The sequence below is a fragment of the Pseudoflavonifractor phocaeensis genome, assembly GCF_021531375.1.
In the GTDB taxonomy this organism is placed as follows: domain Bacteria; phylum Bacillota; class Clostridia; order Oscillospirales; family Oscillospiraceae; genus Lawsonibacter; species Lawsonibacter phocaeensis_B.
The window spans coordinates 104847-129236 of sequence record NZ_JADYTU010000001.1 but is presented as its reverse complement, the minus strand read 5'-3'; the positions used below and the strand labels follow the sequence as shown (position 1 = coordinate 129236).

General features: G+C 60.5%; 15 protein-coding genes. 5 read left to right on the top strand and 10 right to left on the bottom strand.

Features of this window, described 5'->3' with window-relative positions; genetic code table 11:
* Window positions 1-58: 58 nt before the first annotated feature.
* Window positions 59-4327, bottom strand: coding sequence for a dockerin type I domain-containing protein (locus I6E39_RS00610; RefSeq protein ID WP_235379368.1), 4269 nt, complete (start codon window positions 4325-4327; stop codon window positions 59-61).
* Between the two features lie 270 nt (window positions 4328-4597).
* On the bottom strand, window positions 4598-6322 hold the full coding sequence (locus tag I6E39_RS00605; protein ID WP_235379367.1) for a class I adenylate-forming enzyme family protein: 1725 nt from the start codon (window positions 6320-6322) through the stop codon (window positions 4598-4600).
* Window positions 6323-6885: 563 nt separating this feature from the next.
* Here I6E39_RS00605 and I6E39_RS00600 point away from each other — a divergent pair.
* From I6E39_RS00600 to I6E39_RS00580, 5 genes are all read left to right on the top strand, one after another.
* Window positions 6886-7332 carry a superoxide dismutase family protein gene (locus I6E39_RS00600; protein WP_235379366.1) on the top strand — a complete coding sequence of 149 codons (447 nt, stop codon included), beginning with the start codon at window positions 6886-6888 and terminating at the stop codon, window positions 7330-7332.
* 696 nt (window positions 7333-8028) lie between these two features.
* Window positions 8029-8859: a polysaccharide deacetylase family protein gene (locus I6E39_RS00595; RefSeq protein WP_235379365.1), complete on the top strand. Its 831-nt coding sequence runs from the start codon at window positions 8029-8031 to the stop codon at window positions 8857-8859.
* 35 nt (window positions 8860-8894) lie between these two features.
* Window positions 8895-9920, top strand: a complete 1026-nt coding sequence (gene pheS, locus I6E39_RS00590) for a phenylalanine--tRNA ligase subunit alpha (RefSeq protein ID WP_235379364.1) — start codon at window positions 8895-8897, stop codon at window positions 9918-9920.
* A 96-nt stretch (window positions 9921-10016) separates the two neighbouring features.
* Window positions 10017-12704 carry a phenylalanine--tRNA ligase subunit beta gene (pheT, locus tag I6E39_RS00585; protein WP_235379363.1) on the top strand — a complete coding sequence of 896 codons (2688 nt, stop codon included), beginning with the start codon at window positions 10017-10019 and terminating at the stop codon, window positions 12702-12704.
* 157 nt (window positions 12705-12861) lie between these two features.
* Entirely contained in the window at window positions 12862-13890 is a 1029-nt protein-coding gene (locus I6E39_RS00580) for a threonine aldolase family protein (protein WP_235379362.1), read from the top strand.
* 65 nt (window positions 13891-13955) lie between these two features.
* On the opposite strand, the gene argF is transcribed toward I6E39_RS00580, so the two are convergent.
* The 8 genes from argF to I6E39_RS00540 form a co-directional block, all read right to left on the bottom strand.
* A complete protein-coding gene (gene argF / locus I6E39_RS00575) occupies window positions 13956-14882 on the bottom strand; it encodes an ornithine carbamoyltransferase (protein ID WP_235379361.1) in 927 nt (308 codons plus the stop codon).
* A gap of 96 nt (window positions 14883-14978) precedes the next feature.
* Entirely contained in the window at window positions 14979-16157 is a 1179-nt protein-coding gene (locus I6E39_RS00570) for an aspartate aminotransferase family protein (protein ID WP_235379360.1), read from the bottom strand.
* A 56-nt stretch (window positions 16158-16213) separates the two neighbouring features.
* Complete coding sequence (gene argB / locus I6E39_RS00565; RefSeq protein WP_235379359.1) at window positions 16214-17071, bottom strand: acetylglutamate kinase; 858 nt, start codon at window positions 17069-17071, stop codon at window positions 16214-16216.
* Window positions 17072-17129: 58 nt separating this feature from the next.
* On the bottom strand, window positions 17130-18353 hold the full coding sequence (argJ, locus tag I6E39_RS00560) for a bifunctional glutamate N-acetyltransferase/amino-acid acetyltransferase ArgJ (RefSeq protein WP_235379358.1): 1224 nt from the start codon (window positions 18351-18353) through the stop codon (window positions 17130-17132).
* 52 nt (window positions 18354-18405) lie between these two features.
* Window positions 18406-19347, bottom strand: a complete 942-nt coding sequence (gene argC, locus I6E39_RS00555) for an N-acetyl-gamma-glutamyl-phosphate reductase (RefSeq protein ID WP_235379357.1) — start codon at window positions 19345-19347, stop codon at window positions 18406-18408.
* A gap of 178 nt (window positions 19348-19525) precedes the next feature.
* Window positions 19526-20905: an argininosuccinate lyase gene (gene argH, locus I6E39_RS00550; protein WP_235379356.1), complete on the bottom strand. Its 1380-nt coding sequence runs from the start codon at window positions 20903-20905 to the stop codon at window positions 19526-19528.
* A 150-nt stretch (window positions 20906-21055) separates the two neighbouring features.
* Window positions 21056-22273: an argininosuccinate synthase gene (locus tag I6E39_RS00545; RefSeq protein ID WP_235379355.1), complete on the bottom strand. Its 1218-nt coding sequence runs from the start codon at window positions 22271-22273 to the stop codon at window positions 21056-21058.
* A gap of 291 nt (window positions 22274-22564) precedes the next feature.
* Window positions 22565-24223 (bottom strand): sensor histidine kinase, encoded by a 1659-nt coding sequence (locus I6E39_RS00540; protein ID WP_235379354.1) that lies wholly within the window; start codon window positions 24221-24223, stop codon window positions 22565-22567.
* Between the last annotated feature and the right edge of the window lie 167 nt (window positions 24224-24390).

Sequence of the window (24390 nt, the reverse complement as noted above, 5' to 3'; positions counted from 1 at the left end):
GCGGCAATTCGCTTTTTCATTTCAAAAACCTCCTTGTTTTGTTAAACAGATTCCTAAATTATTCAGCATCTTCGCTCTTGCCGAGCTGGACATCCCATCCCGCGTAATACTGGCGCAGGAGAACGACGTCCTTCAGAGTGACTGAGCCGTCTCCGTTCACATCGGCAGCGAGTTCATTCACCGTAACATCCCCACCTGCGTAATACTGGCGCAGGAGAACGACGTCCTTCAATTTGATCTCGCCGTCGTCATTCACATCGCCCAGGGTGTACGCGGGCTTGCCATTGGGATACTGCTTATCGACCACGTTGCCCATGTAGGTCGCGGTGCACACTCTGTAAGTATTGCCGTCCGAGCCGGCGATTTCCTCATCCTTGACTGTGCAGTTAAAGGTATCGTAGATCGCAGCGTCGCAGTACCGCTCAGCACACTTGAGCTGTGCCGTGCAGGTGCTGTAGTCCGCCGCCCACTCGATGTTCACGAACTCAGGGGTCTCGCCCTCATCATAGTCATAGTGCTCGTAGGTCGCATCCTTGTCATACGGCTTGTACCCGTCGTCACCGTCCTCGTACTCCTCGTGATAGGAGGTATTGCAGTGGACGCAGACGTAGCACTCTTCCAGCTCGTTGTCGATGTAGTGGTGGTTCTGCGCCAGATCATTCTCGTTTGTGACCTTAGCGGTGCCGTCACTCAAGCCGTATGTCTTGGTCCGCTGCTCCGTGTAACCATCCTGACCACACCAGGCACGAACGGTAACAGTAACGTACTTGTCATCCTCAGTGCCCTCAGAGGCATTCTCAACCGCTTCAGCGTCTTCTGTGTTCTCCTCAGAGGCCAACTCTTCGAGCATAGCGTCCATGGGCATGGTATCCACCACGTTGGCGCACCACATGAACTCCTCGTTGTCGTTGACATCGGGATCAGAGCCGTCGTCGGTGTACTTGCTGTAATCGGGGTTGTAGTCCACGGCCTCCAGCGTGTAGGGCTCGTAGGGGCCGTACACGTAATTGCCGTCATCATCCTTCCGGCCCTTGTTGGACTCAGAGAAGTTGGTGCCGATACTGACAGTCAGGGTGGGAACGGGGTCGCCATCGCGGACCGTGGTCTTGCCGACCACAGTTTCACCATCAGGGCCACCCATAATCGGATCCTCCCGATATATCACCTCATCCTCAATGCAGATGGCGGCGATGGGACGGTTGAACACATGGAAGGCGTTGTTCTCGGCACCCTCTGCGTTGTAGTCAGCCTTCGACACCGCGTAGAAGGACATACCGGTGAAGTCACGGCCGTCGGTCTTGGCGTACACGTCGTTGTACTCCTTCAGCTGGGCAATGGCCACATCCTCCAGGGTCAGCTTCTCTTCCGCGCTGGTCACCTTGTCCGCGCCGGTCATGGTGTAGATCTTGTTGCCCAGGTTGAAATAGAGCACGCCGTCGTACATACCCATACTGTGGACCAGATCGGGATACATGTCGTAGTATGTCTCGTCCAGGAGGACCTGGTCGTAATACGGGCCCTGCTTCTTATCTTCGGAGATGTCCTTGTTGTCCAGCACTTCCTCGTCGGGAAGCACGGAGCCGTAGCCGAAATGGAACAGGATCTCATCGTGGGGATCGTCGTAGGAGCTCATGCCGCCGGTACCGCCGCTGCTGCCGCTTTCTTCTTCCTCCGTCTCCTCCGTCTCCTTCGGCTCATCCACGGCGGTGCGGGGACGGCGGACCAGCCGGTCCTTCTCGGAGTTGTTGCTCTCGCCGCGCATCTGCTCCATCAGTTCGCCCAGGTCCTTGCCCTGGTCTTTCATCTGGTTCATCATGTTCATCATGTTGGCGTAGGAGAAGCTGGGGCCGGTGATGTAATACCAGTAGTTGTCGTCATGGGTGATCTCGCCCACAGCGCCGGAGAACCAGGTGGCCTCATACTGCTCGTCGTCGCATTCCAGCTCCTTCATGCCCACGTCTTCCACGTTGTACTTGGTCCAGTACACATGCTCGTTGCCGTACTTATCCTTCTCGGTCTTATAGGGATTGCCGTTGGCGTCCACGATCACATTGCCCTCTTCATCCGTGTTGAGGGTTCTCAGGAAGACCACGCCGTCATACCGGCAGTCGATGTAGTCCATGGAATCCTCGAACATGCCCAGCATGTTGACGGGAGAGATCATGAAGTACTTGTGGGAAATATTGCCCTTGGTCTCCACGCGGCACTGGTCCATGACTTCGGTACTGATGTCGTCATAGGCGGAGTCAATGCAGTACCACTTGCTCCCGACTTTGACCGCATTATAGTAATGGGCGGAGCCGAACATCTCATCGGCCTTGCCGAAGCCGGAATCCGCACCAGCTACGCTGAACTCGGCCAGGTCCGCGTAGAACCGGATCTGGACCAGGTCCACGATGTCTTTATCTTTCACCTCGGAGGCGGTCTTCCAGGTGCCGTCCTCGTTCTGGTAGATCTCAGGGAATGCCTGCTGGACCAGCACGGCGAAGGTGGCGGCGTAGCCCAAGCAGACGCAGCCGTCATAGCCCATGGCATCAGACAGCAGGGTGCCGAAGGCGGTCATCTGGGCGGGATCCGGATTGCCGGTGCCGGCCGCGGTCTTGACCAGGACGCCCATGTCAAACTCTGCGTTATTGGCGATCCAGTCGTGGATGACCAGATACTTCTGGACCGGGGTCATCTTCTCGTCCAGCTGGTCCAGGCAGTCCTTGATCTTCTCATCCAGCAGGCTGCCGTAGTCCTTCTCATAGGACATATAGGCCAGGGTCATCATCTCCATGGTGTGGTCCATAACGGCATCGGGGATGTAGTCCTCCGGATAAGAGTCGATTTGGGTCTTGAACGCACCGTAAGGCGTATCCTTCGTATTCTTGGAGGTCCAGAAGTCACCTGCCGCACCGAAGTGCTGGGCAAAGTCGCCGGTGAAGGTCAGCATCTGGTTCCAGTGGATCTGTTCAGCGCAGGCGGTCACATCCTTCCGGTCCTCGAAGGTGCCGTACTTGCAGTCGTAGGTGGCATACTTGATGGTGGAAGCGTAGTCGGCGTTTTTACCGAAGTCGGCCCTGTTCAGGGACTCATGCTCTCCGAACGCGTACATCGTTTCGTAATCCACGCCATTTTCTTCCGTAGGTTCCAGAACAATCTTCTCACTGCCATCGCCGTCCTTGGGCGTCAGCGTGACGGACACCAGTTTGAAGTCGATGACGCTCTTCTCTCCGTATCCAATTGTCTTTGTCTCCGAATCGTAAATCAGAGTCATGGCAGCGTTTTCTTTACCGACTATGTTCCCGTCCGCATCGACAAATTTGTCGTCACGCTGCCAGTCGAAATAGACATCATACTCAGTACCAGACTCGCCGTCCGCAGTATTTGTCACGGTGTAGTTGGCCTGATCGTATGTGACGGTATAGGTGGCACCCTTCTTGCCATTCAGTGTGCCGCCGTTTTCAATGCCATTCTCGGAAACAGTATAGGTAATCTCATTATCAGCCTCGTCGTACTTGGGAACGGAAATCGTTTTAGAAGGGGTCTTCTTATCGAATTCAAATTTGTATTCATAATAGTAAGGATCGTCTTGGTCATAATACTCTGAAGTATCCTGATCACTGTTCTCGGTCTTGCCAATGAGAATCAGTGTCACGGTGTCGGGACGGTTTGCCGTCTTGTTATTGTCCTTCCAGTTTACTTTGACCGTGATGTCCTGCGTATTCTCATCGACGTCGTCCTCATCGGACAAAACGGCCGCATCCTCATTATTCAGCGAAAAGGAGGCGGCCATGGTTTGAGAAGACACCGATTCCTCGTCATCCTCTGCCAGCATGGCGGCGGTGATCATCGCGTCGGACGCCTCGGACTTGGGCACATAATTGATTCCCGTGACCTTGCCGTCCACGACCTCGCACTCATAAGCCACGTCGCCCAGGTAATAGTCCGCCAGGACCTCTCTCATGACCCGGTTGAACTGGCTCTCAGTCAGGTTGAAGCGGGAGGTATCAAAGGTACCCATGTCGTTCTGCAGCAGCTCCAAGCCCAGGCTGGTCTTGACAGCCTCCAGGCTGATGCCGCTGGCTCTTTCCACGAGTTTAGCCAGGAGAGCATCGGTCTGCTTCTCCATGGGCTCCTCGCCCTGGGCGATCATATTGGCTACCGTAGCCTGCACCTGCGCCGGGACGCCGGACAGGTCCACGTTGATGCCCCAGGGATTGGAGTTTGCGCTTCCCTGAGCGCTTGGCGGGGTGTACGTCTTTGCTGACGCGATGGGCAGACAGCTCATAACCATGGCAGCTGTCAGCATGACCGATGTCAGCCATCTAGCTTTTTTCCTCATCACAGATTCTCCTCATCTCATTGATTACGTTCTGCTTTTTTGATCGGCTTCCCGCGGATCCTCCAGCCTAACAAGGCCTTCGCTCTATCGAACACACTCTTCATAATTATATGGAAAAAGTATACCAGAAACTACCTTTGATTGCAACCCCATCTCCTTTCTTTTTTCTCCCGCCCGGGGGCCTAGACTTTACAGAACAAAAAAGCGCGGGACCCACTGGTCCGTGCCTCCGGTCTGGCGCCTCCAGTGAATCCCGCGTATTTACCCATATTAATTCTCGCCCATCAGCTGGCGGGCCAGACCGATCCGGTTGGTCTTAAAATGGAAGAAGGGGCGTTCGGGCACCTGGATGATCTCCACAGGGCGCTCGAAATCCTCCAAGGCGTTGTCAACAGCCTCCCGGATATCCTCAGGGGCACAGCCGTCCTCCAGAACAGTATACAGGTAGGGCAGATAGTAACCCTTGTGCTCCTTGTCGGGGACGATGACGAAGAATCCGTCCACCAGACCCTCGATCCCAGCCTCAGCGACCCGGTTCTCCATCACCAGTTCCAGCAGCGCGCCGCCGTTATAGCGCACCTTGTCGCCGCGGCCCAGCATATAGATGATGCCGTTTTCGTCCATGTAGCCCTGGTCGGCAGTATGCAGCCACGTCAGGCCGTCGCTGTGGGTCTGCAGAGCCTCCACGCTCTTCTCCTCGTCGTCATAGCCCAGCATCAGGCCGGGGCCGGAGACGCAGATCTCGCCCACTTCGCCGTAATCCAGTTCCTCCTCGGTGCCGTGCTTGAACACGCTGATGATATTCAGGGGGGCGGGAATGCCAACCGCACAGTCCTTCACGGGTTGGCCCGGGCAGGGAAGGGCGCAGCTGGAACCGACCTCGCTCTGGCCGTAGGACAGCGTGTAGGGGGCCATGCAGTTATGACTGCGCAGGAACTGCTCCGCGTTTCTGATCTGCATGTTGTTGAACCCCTCGCAGCCGCAGCCGGCGGCCAGCAGATGAGACATATCATAATCGGCAGGCAAGCGCTTGCTGCGCATCAGAGCCGCGATAAACATTGGGATATGGGGCCAGAGATTGGGACGGTAGCGCATGAACTCCAAGTCCAGATCCTCTACCTCCACAAAGGGATCCAGGATCAGCAGCTTGTTGGAGGCAAGAGGCATCAGCATCATGGAAACGACCACGGCCACCAGGCAGGGAGGCAGAATGGTCAGCAGCCAGGTAGGACGGAAATCATCGGTGGCACCGTAGAAAGCCATTTGATGGACCACACCGATCAAGGTCTTGGCGGAATGGACGACCTGCTTGGACGTGCCGGTGGAGCCGCTGGTGTACACACACAGCAGAGGACGATTATAATCCGGATCGGCCTCGACCTGGCCCTTGAAATCCTTGCCCTTGGCCATGAACTCGTCCCAGCTCATGAGCTGCTCGCCCTCCGCCTTCTTGGCGGGATAACAATTCTCAACGAAACGCGTGACATGCTCGGGCATCTGCTCGGGATCGGCGGAGTGATAGGGAGAGAGGGTGATCACCCGCTTAACACCGGCGGCGCAGTAGGCATCCAGTTCTTCCTGAGACAGGAAGTCGTGGATCACCATGACCTTGGCACCGGACCTGGCGATAGCCTCAGCGTTCTCCTCGATGGTATTGTCGCGGCACAGAACAGAAGCGCCGACCTTTTCCGCCGCCAGCAGCAGGATGATAAACTCAGGCACGGAACGCAGCATCACAGGGAGCTGGTCCCCCTCGCCGATCCCCATGGCACGCAGAGCCAGAGCGGTTTCATCGACCCACTGGAAGATCCGCTCCCAAGTAAAATCCACCCCGTAGTAGTGCATCGCCACAACATCCGGTCCGGGGGCTTTCATCTTCATGTAATCCGTGAGCGTACATTCAGGGAGCTTCAGGTTTCGCACCATCTCGGGGTAATACTTCATCCAGGGGCGGTCCACACTGGCCTTCCCTGTCACAGTCTTTTTCTCGTCCATCTTCCTGTTTCCGTTCCTTTCATCTTCATCTCTTCTTTTCCCACTTTTTCTCAAAGTAAAAAGTGAATCGACCACACGCACTTTGCGCAGAGCTGTCATTCTGAGAGGCACAGACGTTACGTTTTTCTGTTCCTCCTACAAAACGCAATTCCACGCGTACTGTTTCAATAACATAGCATACCTTTACAGGCATTTCAAATGAGCGTTTGTGAATAATATTTCCTATTTTTTAAAAAATTGATTCAATAATATTTTATATATAAAATTTGCATTTTTATTTTGTATACTTTTATATATAAAATAATTATTCTTCTATTATTTGTTGGCGTCCAAAGAAATTTGAACGAATGAACGATTGTGCTTAAAATTGACACTTTATTTTCCCGTTTCACCAGAACTGTTTTCAAGATTACCGCGCGGCGTTCCGGACAAGTCCGGATCAAAAAGCAGCTCCCTCCGCCGCCTCCTGTGGACCTTTTCCCCGCACTGTCTCAGCCATGTCCGCAAGGATATCTTTTCACAGCAATCTGTGTTCCCGCATAAGCTGGCTGCGAGGTGATCGTATGCGCACATGTTCTGCCCGTCCTGACGGGACCGCACAGATCAGAGGCGGCGATGAGGCCCCCTGTCTGCACGGCTGCGTTCAATTTTATCAGCAGCCACAGGGCGTTTTGGTCGTGGCCAATGTATCCGGACTGCCGCAGGATGGCGGCCCGGGCTTCTGTGCCCTTCATATCCACGAGGGCGGCAGCTGTACCGGAGACAACTTTTCCGGCACGGGCAGCCACTATAATCCTACCGGCGCGCCTCACCCCAACCACGCGGGCGATCTGCCCCCGCTGCTGTCATGCCGCGGACGGGCGCATTTATCGGTGCTGACAGACCGTTTCTCCGTGAGGGATGTGATCGGACGCTCTGTGGTGATCCACAGCGGTCCGGACGATTTTCACTCCCAGCCTTCCGGCAACTCCGGTAACAAAATCGCCTGCGGGGTGATCCGCCCCACATGACCCCCGGCTCTCCATCCCGCTCCGGCGGTCCGGCGGTCCGGCGGTCCGGCACATTTACGGCATTTTCCCAAAGAACCGCCGCGGCTGTGGTCCGCCAGACCGCTTATTCTCAAATAACCCCGTTTTCGCTCTTGCAAAACCCGGCTTTTTATGATATAAATACCTTTAGTCTAAATGCGAGGAACGGGAAAATAGCGTGCATTTGTTCCGCAGAGAGGGGCGGTCACCGGCTGAAAGCCGCCCTGGAACACAACCGCTTGGTTCGCCCGGGAGCGGCCCGCGAGAGCGGGACGGGGTTTCCGCCGTTATCGGAGCTTAAGTGCGTGCCCTTCGGGGCGCGAATGCGGGTGGTACCGCGGAAGGTTTGCCTTTCGTCCCAACAGTCAAGGGACGGAGGGCTTTTTTCAACTCTTTTGAGGGAGGTATCTCATGCGTCTTTTCCGATTCGGAGCCGCCGTTTTCCTTCTGCTGGCCGGGCTTTCGGCACTGGCCGCCTGTCAGTCCGCACCCGGTCCCGTCTCCCCGCCTGCCCCGCCGGCTGCCAGTCAGAGTCAGGAGCAAGTTTCTTCTCCCGAACAGCCGCCCCAGGCATCGGACCCCGCTACCCCCGAACAGCTCCCTTCCGCTCTGCCGGAGCAGCCTCAGCCCCCATCCCCGCCGCAAATTGAGCCTCAGCCGGCCCCGGAGCCCATAGATGTGCCGGAGCCCGCGCCCGAGGCCCAGCCGGAGACGGAAACAGAACCGGAGCCGGAGTCCGGCACCGAGCCTGAACCGCTGCCGGAAGCCGGGCCTGAACCGGCTCCCGAACCGCCGTCTGAACTCCAACCGGAGCCCGCGCTCTCTGATAATCACACCCTTTATATCCTGATGTACCACCATATGGTGGAGGACGGCCAGAGCTGCAACACCTGGACCATCACCACCGGCCGGTTCTGGGAGGACCTCCAGTGGCTGCGGGACAACGGGTACACCTGGCTGCTGCCCAGCCAGCTGGCTGCCGGGACTCCCCTGCCGGAAAAGGCGGTGCTCATCACCTTCGACGACGGCTATGCCAGCAACTACCATCTGGCCTTCCCCATCCTGGAGGAGTTTCAGGCCAAGGCCGTTATCTCCCTCATCACCCGGCAGATTGAAGAGCAGCACCCCGATTTTCTGACCTGGGACATGTGCCGGGAGATGGCCGCCTCCGGTCTGGTGGAATTCGGCTCCCACACCTATGACGCCCACCAGGAGGACCCCCGAGGCATCAAGCACATCTCCGGTGAAAGCCGGTCGGACTATGAGGCCCGGATCTTCCCTGATCTGCAGGCCAGCATTGACCAGATCCAGGCCAATCTGGGTACCGAGGTTCTCTTCTTCGCCTACCCCCACGGCCAGAAGGAGCGCTGGGCCAACGACTATCTCCGGGAGCACTTCGCCATCACCGTCACCACCCGGCACGGCCCCGCCGACCTCTCCCGAGGCCTGTATGACCTGCCCCGCCACAACATCACGGTGGAGCACCCGGTCAGCGAATTTTTGAAATAAGGTTATTTTCTTCCAAAGAAAAAGGAGAATCAGTTATGAAAGAACAGTTAGCAAACATCCGCGCCCAGGCTCTGGCCGCCTTTGACGGCGCCAAGGACTCCGCCGCTCTGGACGCCCTGCGGGTCCAGTACCTGGGCAAGAAGGGCGAACTCACAGCCGTTCTGAAGCAAATGGGCAAGCTGTCCGCCGAGGAGCGCCCCGCCATGGGCCAGCTGGCCAACGAGGTCCGCGCCGCTCTGGAGGAGGCCCTGGAGGCCGCCGGCAAAAAGCTGGAGGCCGCCGCCCTGGAGGCCAAGCTGAAGCTGGAGGCGGTGGACGTGACCATCCCCGGCGACAGCGTGGCCATCGGCCACAAGCACCCCATGTACAGCGCCCTGGATGAGATCAAGGACATCTTTGTGGGCATGGGCTTTACCGTTCTGGACGGCCCCGAGGTGGAGCTGGCCTACTATAACTTCGACCGGCTCAACGCCGAGGAGGGCCACCCCTCCCGCGACTGGTCCGATACCTTCTACTTTGACGCCGACAGCCGGGTGATGCTCCGCTCCCAGACCAGCCCCATGCAGGTCCACGCCATGGAGACCATGGAGCTGCCCATCCGCATCATTGCCCCCGGCCGGGTATACCGGAAGGACGAGGTGGACGCCACCCATTCCCCCATGTTCCACCAGGTGGAGGGCATGGTCATCGACAAAAATGTCACCATGTCCGACCTGAAGGGCACCCTGAACGCCGTGGTGGAGCAGCTTTTCGGCAAGGGCACCGTCACCCGGTTCCGCCCCCACCACTTCCCCTTTACGGAGCCCTCCTGTGAGATGGACGTCCAGTGCCACAAGTGCGGCGGCAAGGGCTGCCCCACCTGTAAGGGCGAGGGCTGGATCGAGGTGCTGGGCGCCGGCATGATCCATCCCAAGGTGCTGGAGATGTCCGGCATCGACCCCGAGGTCTACTCCGGTTGGGCCTTCGGTATGGGTCTGGAGCGTCTGGCCATGCGCCAGTTCAAGATCACCGACCTGCGGCTGATCTTTGAGAACGACACCCGGTTCCTGGAGCAGTTTTGATCCCCAGGTTTCAAATCGTTTCCATGCAGAATTCAGAATGCAGAAATGAGTTTCATTCCCGCGTTTCTGCGTTTTACTTATAAGGAGTTTTGATGTATGAATCTATCCCGTAAATGGCTCAATGAGTTTGTTACCGTTGAGGCCAATGATAAAGACTTTGCCGAAGCCATGACCCTGTCCGGCTCCAAGGTTGAGATCACCGAGGACCTGGGCTGCGAGATCTCCAACGTAGTGGTGGGCAAGATCCTGTCCATGGAGCGCCACCCCGATTCCGACCACATGTGGGTCTGCCAGATCGATGCGGGCCGCGAGGAGCCCGTCCAGATCGTCACCGGCGCCTGGAACATCCACCCCGGCGACCTGGTCCCCGCCGCCCTCCACAAGTCCACCCTCCCCGGCGGACACAAAATCGAGAAGGGCAAGCTGCGCGGCGTGCTGTCCAACGGCATGCTGTGCTCCCTGAAGGAGCTGGCTCTGGATGAGCGGGACTTCCCCTACGCCGTCATTACCGCCGCCGCCCTGCTGAACGACTACAAGCCCCTGGACAAGGACAAGCCCTCCATCCCCGCCGACGTCCAGCCCGGCCACAAGATCTACGGCCCCGTGGTGGCCGCCCAGGTGACCGCCGTGGAGAACGCGGGCGTGAACCTGTGGAAATGCGCTCTGAACGACGGCAAGGAGACCGCGGAGGTCGTCACCCCCTGCCAGAACATCCACGAGGGCGACATGGTGGCTCTGAACACCAAGAGCAAGACCATCTGCACTCTGGCCGACCTCCACGCCGACCAGAAGGAATTCCCACACTGTATTAACGACGGCATCTTCATCCTCCACGAGGAGGGTGTGAAGCCCGGCGACGACATCAAGCCTGTCATTGGCGCTGACGACCATGTGGTGGAATTTGAGATCACTCCCAACCGCCCCGACTGCCTGTCCGTCATCGGTCTGGCCCGGGAGGCCGCCGCCACCTTCAATGCCGACCTGCGGCTCCACGAGCCGGTGGTCAAGGGGGGCGGCCAGGGCGATCTGATGGAGCTGCTGGACGTGGAGACTCCCGCCGCCGACCTGTGCCCCCGGTACACCGCCCGGATGGTCCGGAACGTGAAGATCGCCCCCTCCCCCAAGTGGATGCGGGAGCGGCTGCGCTCCATGGGCGTGCGCCCCATCAACAACATCGTGGATATCACCAACTACGTCATGCTGGAGTACGGCCAGCCCATGCATGCCTTTGACTACCGCTATGTGAAGGGCGGCAAGATCGTGGTCCGCCGGGCCGAGGACGGCGAGGAGCTGACCACCCTGGACGGCAACGTCCGCAAGCTGACCTCCAACATGCTGGTCATCGCCGACGACACCCGGGCCGTGGGTCTGGCGGGCATCATGGGCGGTCTGAACAGCGAGATCGTGGGCGACACCGTGGACGTGGTCTTTGAGTCCGCCAACTTTGACGGCACCACCATCCGCAAGACCGCCCTGGCTCTGGGCATGCGCACTGAGGCCTCCGCCAAGTTCGAGAAGGGTCTGGACATTCTGAACACCCTGCCCGCCGTCAACCGTGCCTGTGAGCTGGTGGAGCTGCTGGGGGCCGGCGAGGTGCTGGGCGGGGTCATCGACATCCTCAACTATGTGCCCCAGCCCCGGGTGCTGAAACTGGAGCCCGAGAAGATCAACGCCCTGCTGGGCACCGACGTGGAGGCTCCCGAGATGGTCCGCATTCTGGAGAAGCTTGGCTTCGGCGTCAGCGGCGGCGACGTCACCGTTCCCTCCTGGCGCGGCGATGTGATCGGCATGGCCGACCTGGCGGAGGAAGTGGCCCGGTTCCACGGCTACAACAACATTCCCTGTACCCTCCAGCGGGGCGAGACCACCCAGGGCGGCTACTCCGATGTCCAGAAGCTGGAGCGGTCTCTGGGTTCCATCTGCCGCTCCATGGGCTACAACGAGATCATCACCTACTCCTTCATCTCCCCCACCTACTATGACAAGATCCGCTGGGCGGCTGACGATCCCCGCCGGAAGTCCATGAAGATCATGAATCCCCTGGGCGAGGACACCTCTATCATGCGCACCACCGTCCTGCCCTCTATGCTGGAGATCCTGACCCGGAACTACAACTTCCGCAACAAGTCCGCCCGCCTGTATGAGCTGGGCCGGACCTACTTCGAGCGGGAGGACGGTCTGGCCGACGAGCCCAAGGTCCTGTCCCTGGGCGCTTACGGCGCCGGCATGAACTTCTTCGCCCTGAAGGGGGCTGTGGAAGCCATCCTCCGCTCCATCCGGGCCGAGGGCGTGACCTTCGAGGCCGTGAAGGACAACCCCTCCTACCACCCCGGCCGCTGCGCCCAGGTGCTGGTGGACGGCAAGAGCGTGGGCGTATTTGGCCAGATCCACCCCCTGGTGGCCCAGAATTACGGTGTGGACGTGGAGCTGTACTGCGCCGAACTCAGCTTCGACGCCCTGTTCGCCGCCATGGGTGCTGCTCCCATCTATAAGCCCCTGCCCAAGTTCCCCTCGGTCACCCGGGACATCGCCGTGGTCTGCGGCGAGGACGTCACCGTGGGTGCCCTGGAGAACGCCATCCGCAAGGGGGCAAAGGGCCTGCTGAAGGAGGTCAAGCTCTTCGACATCTACCGCGGCAAGGGCGTGGAGGACGGCAAGAAGTCCGTGGCCTTCAATCTGGTCCTCCGCTCCGACGACCGCTCTCTCACCAGTGAGGAGGCGGACGCCGATGTGAAGAGCATCCTGGAGGCTCTGAAAAAGGAGTGCGGCGCGGTCCTGCGCTGACCCTCCCCGCGTTTGTTCCAAAAGCGCCCCGCAGCTGCGCTGCGGGGCGCTTTTTCAACCCCGATGCCTCAACGGCAACAGAGTCCCTTTCCCTTTATGCTTTACCTTTCCCTCATTTTGAAGTACAATATTAAAAAACAAACTGGAGGCCATCCCTATGATCCGCTTTGAATGTGACTATGCCACCGGCGCCCACCCCAAGGTATTGGAAAAGCTGGTGGAGACCAACCGCGAGGAGTGCCCCGGCTACGGCACGGACGGGCACTGCGCCCGTGCCGCCCAGCTGATCCGCGATCTGTGCCAGGCCCCCGGGGCCGACGTCCACTTTCTGGTCGGCGGCACCCAGACCAACATGACGGTGATCGCCGCCGCTCTGCGCCCCCACCAGGGGGTCGTCTGCACCCAGATGGGCCACATCAACGACCACGAGACCGGAGCCGTGGAGGCCACCGGCCACAAAATCCTCCCCGTCCCCTCTGTAGATGGTAAGCTCACCGCCCGGCAGGTGGCCGACCTGTGCAAGGCCCACTATGAGGACCCCTCGGTGGAGCACAAGGTCCAGCCCGGCATGGTCTACCTCTCCCACCCCACCGAGATGGGCACCGTCTACACGCTGGCCGAGCTGGAGGAAATCCGTCAGGTTTGCGACCAGTACCACCTGAGTCTGTTTCTGGACGGCGCCCGTCTGGTCTATGGCCTGGCCGCCTCCGACGTGACCCTGCCCGACCTGGCCCGGCTGTGCGACGTGTTCTATCTGGGCGGTACCAAGGCCGGCCTTCTCTTCGGCGAGGCGGTGGTCATCACCAACGAGGCTCTGAAAGCCGATTTCCGCTACCTTATCAAGCAGCGGGGCGGGATGCTGGCCAAGGGCCGGCTGCTGGGGGTACAGTTCGAGGCCCTGCTGGAGGACGGCCTGTACCGGGAGATCGGCCGCAAGGCGGTGGGCCAGGCCCAGCGGCTGCAAAAGGCCTTTCTGGACAAGGGCTGGTCCCTGCTCATCCCCACCCCCACCAACCAGCAATTCCCGGTGATTCCCAACCAGGCTCTGGAGATCCTGAACCGAAAGTACAGCAGCTGCTTCTGGTGCCGGCCTGACGGCGATCACACCGCCGTCCGCTTCTGCACCAGCTGGTCCACCCGGGACGAGGACATCGACGCCCTCATTGCCGACATTCAGGCGCTGTGACCCATGATCCTGACATAAAAAATCCCGCCCAGGCGCGCTAAGGCATGCCTGGGCGGGATCATATTTTATTCGTCCTCGTCGTTCTTCATCAGCAGGTACATGACTGCTTTCTGGGCGTGCAGCCGGTTCTCCGCCTCGTCAAAGATCTCGTCGGCGTGGGCCTCGAAGACCTCGGCGGTGATCTCCTCCCCCCGGTGGGCGGGCAGGCAGTGCTGGACCATACATTCGGGATTGGTGAGGGCCATCAGTTCCGCGTTGATCTGGTATCCGGCAAAGGCCTTGGCCCGGATGGCCCGTTCCTCCTCCTGACCCATGGACGCCCACACGTCGGTGAACACCACGTCGGCGCCCACGGCGGCCTCCTTGGGGACACGGTGGAGGGAGAACCGGAAAGAGGGATCGCTCTTGGCGAACTCCAGCACCCGGGGATCGGGGTCGTAGCCCTCGGGGCAGGCCACAGCCACCTCCATGCCGCACTTCAGGCCGCCCACAATGAGGGAGTTGGCCATGTTGTTGCCGTCGCCGATATAGCACATCTTCAGCCCTTCCAGCACAGCCTTATGCTCCCGGACGGTCATCAGATCCGCCAGCACCTGGCAGGGGTGGCAGAAGTCAGTCAGGCCGTTGATGATGGGGATCTTGGTATACTTGGCCAGATTCTCCACCTCTTCCTGGGCGAAGGTGCGGATCATGATGCCGTCGCAGTAGCGGTCCAGTACCCGGGCGGTGTCCTCCACCGGCTCGCCGCGGCCGATCTGGCTCTCCTTTCCGGAGAGGAACAGGGCGTGGCCGCCCAGCTGGAACATGCCGGTCTCGAAGGAGACCCGGGTCCGGGTGGAATTTTTCTCAAAGATCATGGCAAGGGTCTTGCCGTGGAGATAGTCGTGGATGATGCCGTGTTTCTGGTTGTATTTCAGCTGGTCCGCCGTGTTCAGGATCTTGATGATGTCCTCCTTGGACAGGTCCAGCAGCTTCAGCAGATCTTTTTGCATTGGAATGACCCCCTACTTTTAGAGTGAAGATAGAAGAGTGGGGAGTGGAGACGCGGAGAAAAGCTTCCCTCTCCACTCTTCACTCTCAACTCTAAATCAGGCAAGCGCGGCTTTCATGATCTCCAGTCCCTTGTCCATCTCCTCCTTGGTGACCACCAGCGGAGGCAGCAGACGCAGGTCGGGACCGGCGGTAAGGATCAGCAGGCCGCTCTCTACCAGCTTGGCGGCCAGTTCCTTATTGGTCTTATCCCCCTTGACCTCCACACCGATCATCAGGCCCATGCCCCGGGTAGCTCCCAGACAGGGCAGCTCCATGGCCTCGATCCGGCTGCGGAGATATGCGCCCTTCTCCTGTACCTGGGCCAGGAAGCCGTCGTCCAGGGTGTCCAGCACATAGCAGGCGGCGGCGGCGGCCACGGGGTTGCCGCCGAAGGTGGTGCCGTGGGTGCCCGGCGTAAAGACGTTCCGGCACTTCTCATTGGCCATGACGCCGCCGAAGGGCAGGCCGCCGGCGATGCCCTTGGCGAAGGACACCACATCGGGGTGGATGCCGTACTGCTGGAAGGCGAACAGGGAGCCGGTACGGCCCACGCCGCTCTGGACCTCGTCGATGAGGAGGAGCCAGTCCCGCTTGGCGCACAGGTCCGCCACCGCCCGGACGAATTCCCGGTCCAGGGGCAGCACGCCGCCCTCACCCTGGACCAGCTCCATCATGACGCCGCAGACGTCGTGGCCGGCCACCGCCTCCACGCTGTCCAGGTCGTTGGCGTCGGCATAGCGGAAGCCCTCCGTGAAGGGGAAGAAAAAGTCGTGGAACTTGTCCTGTCCGGTGGCGGCCAGGGTGGTGATGGTACGTCCGTGGAAGGAGTTATGGAGGGTGATGACCGTCCCCCGGCCCTTGCCGTACTTGTCATAGGAGTACTTCCGGGCCAGCTTGATCATGGCCTCGTTGGCCTCGGCGCCGGAGTTGCCGAACATCACGTTGGACATTCCCGTCCGGACGCACAGCTTCTGGGCCACTTTGGCGTAGGGCTCGGCGTAAAACAGGTTGGAAATATGCCCCAGCTTGGCAGCCTGGGCCGTCACCGCGTCCACCCAGCCCTGGTCCCCATGGCCCAAGGAGGTGACGCCGATGCCGGCGGTAAAGTCGATGTACTCTTTGCCCTGTGTATCCCACACGGTAGCTCCCTCGCCGTGGTCGATGGCCACGGGGAACCGGCCGTAGGCGTGCATGACATACTGCTCATCCAGGGCCTTGATCTCTTCAAAGTTCATAGTTCACCCTCCGTAATCGGTGTGTAGGGGCGGCCCCGCGCGACCGCCCGCAGGCCTCAATTCGTCAGCATGGTTCCGATGCCCGCGTCGGACAGCAGCTCGATAAGGATGGAGTGGGCCACCCGGCCGTCCAGGATGGTGGCCGACTTGACGCCGGAACGCACCGACTCCACGCAGCAGTCCACCTTGGGGATCATGCCGCCGGAGATAACGCCCTCCCGCACCAGGGCGGGGACATAGGACAGCTGAAGCTCCGGGATGAGGGTGGATTCATCCTTGGGGTCCCGGAGCAGGCCCCGGACGTCGGTGAGCAGGATCAGCTTTTCCGCCTTCAGGGCTACGGCCAGCTTGGCGGCGGCGGTGTCAGCGTTGATATTGTAGGAGACCTCGGCGTCCTCGCCCTGGGCCACGGTGGACACCACGGGGATGTAGCCCCGCTCCAGAGCGTCCACAACAGGTCTGGGGTCCACATGGGTGATCTCGCCCACCATGCCGTACTTCTCGTCCAGCTTCTTGGCCCGGAGCATGGCGCCGTCCAGACCGCACAGGCCCAGCGCCCGGCCGCCCAGACGGTTCAGCGTGGCTACCAGCTCCTTGTTCACCCGGCCGCACAGCACCTGCTGGACGATGTCCATGGTCTCCTCATCGGTGTAGCGCAGGCCGTCCACAAAGCGGCTCTCCTTGCCCACCTTCTTCAGCATCTCGCTGATCTCCGGGCCGCCGCCGTGGACCACCACCACGCGGATGCCCACCAGGCTGAGCAGGATGATGTCGGAGATGACGGCGTGGCGCAGCTCCTCGGACACCATGGCGTTGCCGCCGTATTTCACCACGATGGTCTTGCCGTAGTATTTTTGAATATAGGGCAGGGCCTCGGCCAGTACCTGGGCCCGGTCCACTTCGTTGAAGGACATGGGTAGATCCCCCTTTTTATTTTGTTTCGTTGGTCCGCCGGACGCGGAGAGAATTTCGTCAGGTCCGGTAGTCGCCGTTGATCTTCACATAGTCATAGGTCAAATCGCAGCCCCAGCACTCGGCGGATTCCTCGCCCTCGTTCAGGTCCACGGCGATGACCACTTCCTTCTGGGAGAGGATCTCCTTGGCCTTGTCCTCGTCAAACTCCACCTGCTCCCCCTGGCGGCAGACCAGGATCTCACCGGCGGAGGACTGGAAGGTCACGTCCACACGCTCAGGGCGGAAGGGGGCCTTGGAGTAGCCCATGGCGCACAGGACCCGGCCCCAGTTGGCGTCGGAGCCGAACATGGCGGCCTTCACCAGAGAGGAACCCACCACGGCCTTGGCCAGCCGCTCGGCGCTCTCCTCGCTGCGGGCCCCGGTCATCTTGCAGGTGACCAGCTTGCTGGCTCCCTCGCCGTCCCCGGCAATGGCCCGGGACAGGGTGCGGCACACATGGTCCAGCGCGGCCTTGAAGGTCTCGTAGTCTTCGTCCTTCCACTCGATGAGGGCGTTGCCCGCCATGCCGTTGGCCAGCACCACGCACATGTCGTTGGTGGAGGTGTCTCCGTCCACGGTGACCCGGTTGAAGGTCTTGGACACCACCTCCCGGAGGGCGTCCTCCAGCATCTCATGGGTGACGGCGCAGTCGGTGGTCACAAAGACCAGCATGGTGCCCATGTTGGGGTGGATCATGCCGGAGCCCTTGGCAATAGCCCCCAGACGGACCTCTTTGCCGCCGATGGTCAGGGAGACAGCGATCTCCTTTTTCACCGTGTCGGTGGTCATGATGGCGCGGGCCGCGGCGTCGGAGCCGTCGGCGTTCAGGGCGGCGGCCAGGACGGGAGTCCCCGCCTGGATGGCGGCGATGTTGATGGTCTGGCCGATGACGCCGGTGGAGGCCACCACAAAGTCCTCCGGCTCCCGGCCGGTGGCGGCGGCGGCCGCGGCGCACATGGCCTCGGCGTTCTCATGGCTCATGGGGCAGCAGGCGTTGGCGTTGCCGCTGTTGGCCACCACGCCCCAGGCCACACCGTTCTCCAGATGGTCCATGGTGACGTACAGGGGGGCCGCCTTCACCCGGTTCAGGGTGTAGGTGGCGGCGGCGGTACATTCCTTCTCCGACAGGATCATCGCCAGGTCGTTTTTATCAGGGCTGCTGCCAGCCTTGACGCCGCAGTGGACGCCGGCGGCCCGGAAGCCCCGGGCGGCGCACACGCCGCCGGAAATTTCTTTCAGCATGGTAGTTTCTCCTTTCATTTCGCAGGAGCGCACACTGTGCGCCCCTACGGGCTCAAAGGGTCAGTCCGGCGGTCTCCGCAAAGCCCAGCATGATGTTCATGTTCTGGACCGCGGCGCCCGAGGCGCCCTTGCCCAGATTGTCAAACTGGGCGGTCAGCATGGTCTGGTCCTCATGGCCGGTGACGGTGATCTCCAGATAATCCTTACCCGCCAGGGCGTTGGTGGCCAGACGGGGGGCGGTGCCGCCGAAGGGGGCCATTCGGACCAGCTGCTGTCCCTCATAATAGGAGGCCAGCATCTCACAGATGTCCTGGGCGGTGGGAGTGCCCTTCAACAGGCGGTTCTGGAGCAGAATGGCGGTAGCCATGCCCTTGTACACGTCCCCCAGAATGGGAGCGAATACCGGCGGATGGTCCAGACCGGCCAGCTTCTGCATTTCGGGGATGTGCTTGTGCTTCAGGCCGGTGGCGTAGATGTTGGGGGAGTCCAGCAGTACGCTGCGGCCCTCGGTCTCGTACTCGGCGATAAGCTTCTTTCCGCCCCCGGAGTAGCCGGTGAGGGAGAAGCAGGTCACGGGGTAGTCCTTAGGCAGCACTCCCAGCTCCACCAGGGGAGCCGCCGTGGACAGAAATCCGGTGGCGTGACAGCCCGGGTTGGCCACCCGGTCGGCAAACCGGATCCGCTGGCGCTGGCCGGGCAGCAGCTCGGCGAAGCCGTATACCCAGCCCTCAGCGGTGCGGTGGGCGGTGGAGGCGTCGATGACCCGGGTCTTGGGGTTGTCGATGAGGGACACCGCCTCGATGGCCGCCGCGTCGGGCAGGCACAGGAACACCAGATCGGCGGCGTTGAGGAATTTCTTCCGTTCCTCGGTATCCTTCCTCTTGTCCTCGTCGATGAGGAGCAGCTCGATGTCGTCACGTCCGCCCAGCCGCTCATAAATCTGAAGGCCGGTGGTGCCCTCCTTGCCGTCGATGTATACCTTTGGTTTGTTCATATCGTCCACCTGGTTTCATAAGGTTCTTTGACTGCCTAAGCCTTCTCCCGGAAGGGAGAAGGCTTAGAGGCAAGACGCTGATTCTATTATGCTATGGCACGGAGCGTTTTGCAACGGGATTTATTCCGGAATCCATGAAAACCTTTGGTTTTCGCGGGCAAAAGTCTCCGGCGGCGGCTTACTGCCGCGCGGTTACAAACTCTTCGATCAGAGCGATCTGCTTCTGGACGCTCTCCTTGGCCGGGCCGCCATAGACTTTTCTCTCGTTCACGCAGGTCTTCAGAGCCAGGGCGTCGTACACGTCCTCGTCGAAGAGGTTGGAAATGGCCCGGAAGTCCTTCAGGGTCAGGGTGTCCAGAGTGTCGCCGGTCTTGATGCACATATTGACCAGACGGCCCACGATCATATAGGCCTCCCGGAAGGGCAGTCCCTTCTTGGTCAGGTAGTCGGCGCAGTCGGTGGCGTTGATGAAGCCGCCGGCGGCCGCCTTGGCCATGTTGCGGGGCCGGACCGTGAGGGTATCCACCATGGCGCCGAACACAGGCAGGCACAGCTCCACCGTGTCGATGGCGTCGAACAGGGCCTCCTTGTCCTCCTGCATGTCCTTGTTGTAGGCCAGAGGCAGGGCCTTCATGACGGTGAGCAGGGTGACCAGAGAGCCGTACACCCGGCCTGTCTTGCCCCGGACCAGCTCGGCCACGTCGGGGTTTTTCTTCTGGGGCATGATGGAGGAGCCGGTGGAGTAGGCGTCGTCCAGGTCCACATACTTGAACTCCCAGGAGCACCACAGCACGATCTCCTCGGAGAACCGGGACAGGTGCATCATGAGGATGGACAGGGCGGACAGCAGCTCGATGGCGTAGTCACGGTCAGAGACCGAGTCCATGGAGTTGTCGGTGGGCTTTTTGAAGCCCAGGGCCTGGGCCGTGGCGAACCGGTCCACGGGATAGGTGGAGGTGGCCAGAGCGCCCGCCCCCAGGGGGCACTCGTCCAGCCGCTCCAGACAGTCCTCCAGCCGGGTCACATCCCGCTTGAACATGTTGGCGTAGGCCATCATGTAGTGGGCGAAGGTGGTGGGCTGGGCCCGCTGCAGGTGGGTGTAGCCGGGCATCACCGTGTCCAGGTTGGCCTTGGCCTTCTTGATGAGGACCTTCTCCAGATCCAGCACCTGGCCGATGATGACGGGGATCTCCTCCTTGGTGTACAGCCGGGTATCCACCGCCACCTGGTCGTTCCGGCTCCGGGCGGTGTGCAGGCGCTTGCCCGCGTCGCCGATGCGCTGGGTCAGCATGGCCTCGATGTTCATGTGGATATCCTCGTTGTCCAGGGAGAACTCCACCTTGTCGTCCTCAATGTCGGCCAGGATGGCTTTCAGGCCCTCGATGATTTTCTCGGCCTCATGCTCCTCAATGATGCCCTGCTTGCCCAGCATGGCGGCGTGGGCCATGGAGCCGGTGATGTCCTGCTTGTACAGCCGGGCGTCAAAGCCGATGGAGGAGTTAAAATCGTTGACTAAAGTATCCGTTTCCTTTTGGAAGCGACCTGCCCAGAGTTTCATAATATCCGCTCCTATACTGGTATGGTAGGGCGGGGGCCAAGGGTGGATTGCCCCGAAGAGGCAAGAGGGGCCTCCCTGTGATGTGCTCCCGCCGTTTTTTCATAATACAGGGACGGCGGGGGCAAGCCCCCGCCCTACCTGATGTTTCTCTTAGTTCAGCTTTCCCTGCTCCCGCAGCGCCTGAACGGTATCGGGCAGGCCCCACAGGTTGATGAAGCCCTGGGAATCCTTCTGGTCGTAGTCGCTCTCCTCAAAGGTCACCAGATTCTCGGAGTACAGGGTCTCGGGAGAGGTGACGGAGGAGGTGATGATGTTGCCCTTGTACAGCTTCAGCTTCACGGTGCCGGTGACATGCTTCTGGGTGTCCACGGCGAAGGCGGTGAGGGCCTCCCGCAGGGGGGTGAACCACTTGCCGTTGTATACCAGATCGGCGAAGTCCACCGCCAGCTTGCTCTTCATGTGCTTGGTGTCCTTGTCCAGGGTGATCATCTCCAGCACCTCATGGGCCCGGTAGAGGATGGTGCCGCCCGGAGTCTCGTACACGCCCCGGTCCTTCATGCCCACCAGCCGGTTCTCCACGATGTCCAGCAGGCCGATGCCGTTGGCGCCGCCCAGGTCGTTGAGCTTGCGGATGATGTCGCTGGCCTTCATCTTCTCGCCGTCGATGGCCACGGGCCAGCCCTTCTCAAAGTCCAGGGTGACATAGGTGGGAGCGTCGGGAGCCATGGCGGGGGACACGCCCATCTCCAGGAAGCCGGGCTTGTCGTACTGGGGCTCGTTGGCGGGATCCTCCAGATCCAGGCCCTCGTGGCTGAGGTGCCACAGGTTCTTGTCCTTGGAATAGTTGGTCTCCCGGGAGATCTTCAGAGGCACGTTGTGGGCCTCGGCGTAGTCGATCTCCTCGTCACGGCCCTTGATGGACCACTCCCGCCAGGGGGCGATGATCTTCATCTCAGGGGCAAAGCGCTTGATGGCCAGTTCGAACCGGACCTGGTCGTTGCCCTTGCCGGTACAGCCGTGGCAGATGGCGTCGGCGCCCTCCTTCTTGGCGATCTCCACCAGCCGCTTGGCGATGATGGGACGGGCGAAAGCGGTGCCCAGCAGATAATCCTCGTACTTGGCCCCCATCATCATGGAGGGGATGATGACCTCATCCACCATCTCGTCGGTCAGGTCCTCCACATACAGCTTGGAAGCGCCGGTCTTGATGGCCTTCTCCTCCAGGCCGTCCAACTCGGTACCCTGGCCCACGTCGCCGGAGACGGCGATGATCTCGGGATTGTTGTAGTTCTCCTTCAGCCAGGGGATGATGATGGATGTATCCAGGCCGCCGGAATAGGCAAGCACCACTTTTTTGATCTCAGACATGATTCCATTCCTCCAAATTAATCGGGCCGAACAGGCCGGTCAAGCCCTTCCGGCCCGTCCCGACGCTTGTCTCCCTTGCTTTTGTGGCACCAGTCTACCACTCTTTGGCAGGAAATGCAAGCGCCGATTCGCATAATTATGTATAAATACGCCGTTATCTTCCATATATTTTTCACAAAAATGAATATTCTCTGAATATTTTCACCGGATTATTCATTTAATATACACTCGAAACCATAATAAAGAGCGGTCCTTCCGAAGGAGGACCGCTGAAATTGTCAACGGGGCCGTTCACCCGGCGAAGGACAGCTTCACCGAGGTGCCCTGGCCCAAGGTGCTGGTGAGCTCCACCTCCGCGTCGTGGAGAGCCGCTCCGTGCTTTACGATGGACAGACCCAGGCCTGTACCGCCGATCTCCTTGGAGTGGCTCTTGTCCACCCGGTAGAACCGCTCAAATACCCGCTCCTGATCCTGGGCAGGGATGCCGATTCCGGTGTCGGATACGGTCACCTCTCCTCCCCGGCCATTGGGCCCAGGGTCCACGGACATGGTCACCGTTCCTCCGGGGCGGTTATACTTGACGGCGTTGTCACACAGGTTATAGATCATCTCGTCCAGCACCGCCCGCACCCCCCATACGGTAAAGGGGGCTCCGGCCACCGCCAGCGTCACGCCCGCCTTTTTGGCCAGGGGCTCGATCCGCTGGGCCACGCCCCGGGTCAGTTCCAGCAGGTCCACATTCTCACGCTGGAGGGAGGGACCGCCCTCGTCCAGCCGGGACAGGTGGATGATGTCTTCCACCAGGGCGATCAGCCGCTGGCTCTCCTTGTAAATATCCCCGGCAAAGCCGGTGATGTCCTCCGGCTCCACCATGCCGTTTTTGATGATCTCCGCCATGCCGGAGATGGCTGTAAGGGGGGTCTTCAGCTCGTGGGAGACGTTTGCGGTGAACTCCCGGCGCATCTGTTCCCCCTGCTCCCGTTCCGTCACATCCACCAGCACCAGTACGGCGCCGTCCACCTGGTCCCCCCGGAACACCGGGTCCGCCATGAGATGGACGCACCGCCCGTTCCGCTCCAGCCGTCCCTGGTTCCGGCAGCCGGCCAGCACCTGCTCCACCACCCGCCGGAAGGCGTCGCTGCGGTCCAGCGTCAGCACATTGGCCTCTTCCGCCGGGGCCAAGGCCCCAAGCAGACGCAGCGCGCCGCTGTTATAAGATAAAATATGCCCCCGCTTATCCAACAGCACAAAGCCCTCGGACATATTTTCCGTCAGGGCGGCAAACTCCTGCTGGCGCTGACGGAGCAGTTCCATCTGCCGCTGAATGGTGTCGTTCTGCCGGCGGATCCGGGTCAGCAGGGGGGCCAGCTCGTCATAGGTGTCGCAGTCCTCCGGATGCTCCAGATCCAGGTCCAGAATGGGCCGGATGATCCGTTTGGACAGGCGAGAGGCCAGCACCGCCGCCAGGACCAGCGCCACCACCAGGATCACCAGCAGGGGCTGGAGCATGGACAGCAGCAGCACCACTACGGTGTACTGGGCGCTGGCCAGACGGATGACTGTGCCGTCCTCCAGGCGGCGGGCCACATAGAAGGTCTTTTCCGACAGAGTGCTGGAGTCGCGCACCGAGGTGCCCTGACTGCCCCGCATGGCGTCCTGGATCTCCCTCCGGTCGGCGTGGTTCTCCATGGTCGCCGGGTCCACTACGCTGTCATAGAGAACGGTGCCGTCCCGGTCCACCCAGGTAATGCGGCTGGAGGACTTCAAGCCGTCCAGATACTCCATCCCCATGGACTCCACGCCCCGGGCCACCAGCCAGGCCTCGGTTTCCAACTCGTCGGTGAGCTGGTTGCCGAAGTATTGGTACAGCACTCCCATGAACAGGGCCACCGACAGCAGAAAGACCGAAATTCCCACCGCCATGGAATTGCGAAATATTTTTTCCGTCATAACAGGCTCCTTTTTATGTTGTGGGTAAATTTTAGTTTATCGTTTCATGTAGGGTGAGGGCTTGGTAGGGCGGGGGCTTATCCCTCCCCCTTTTTGCCTTCGGCCATTTCCCCCCGACGGGGGGAATCGTCCCCCGCCGTCCGACGGCTGCCATTTTGGCGGCGGCC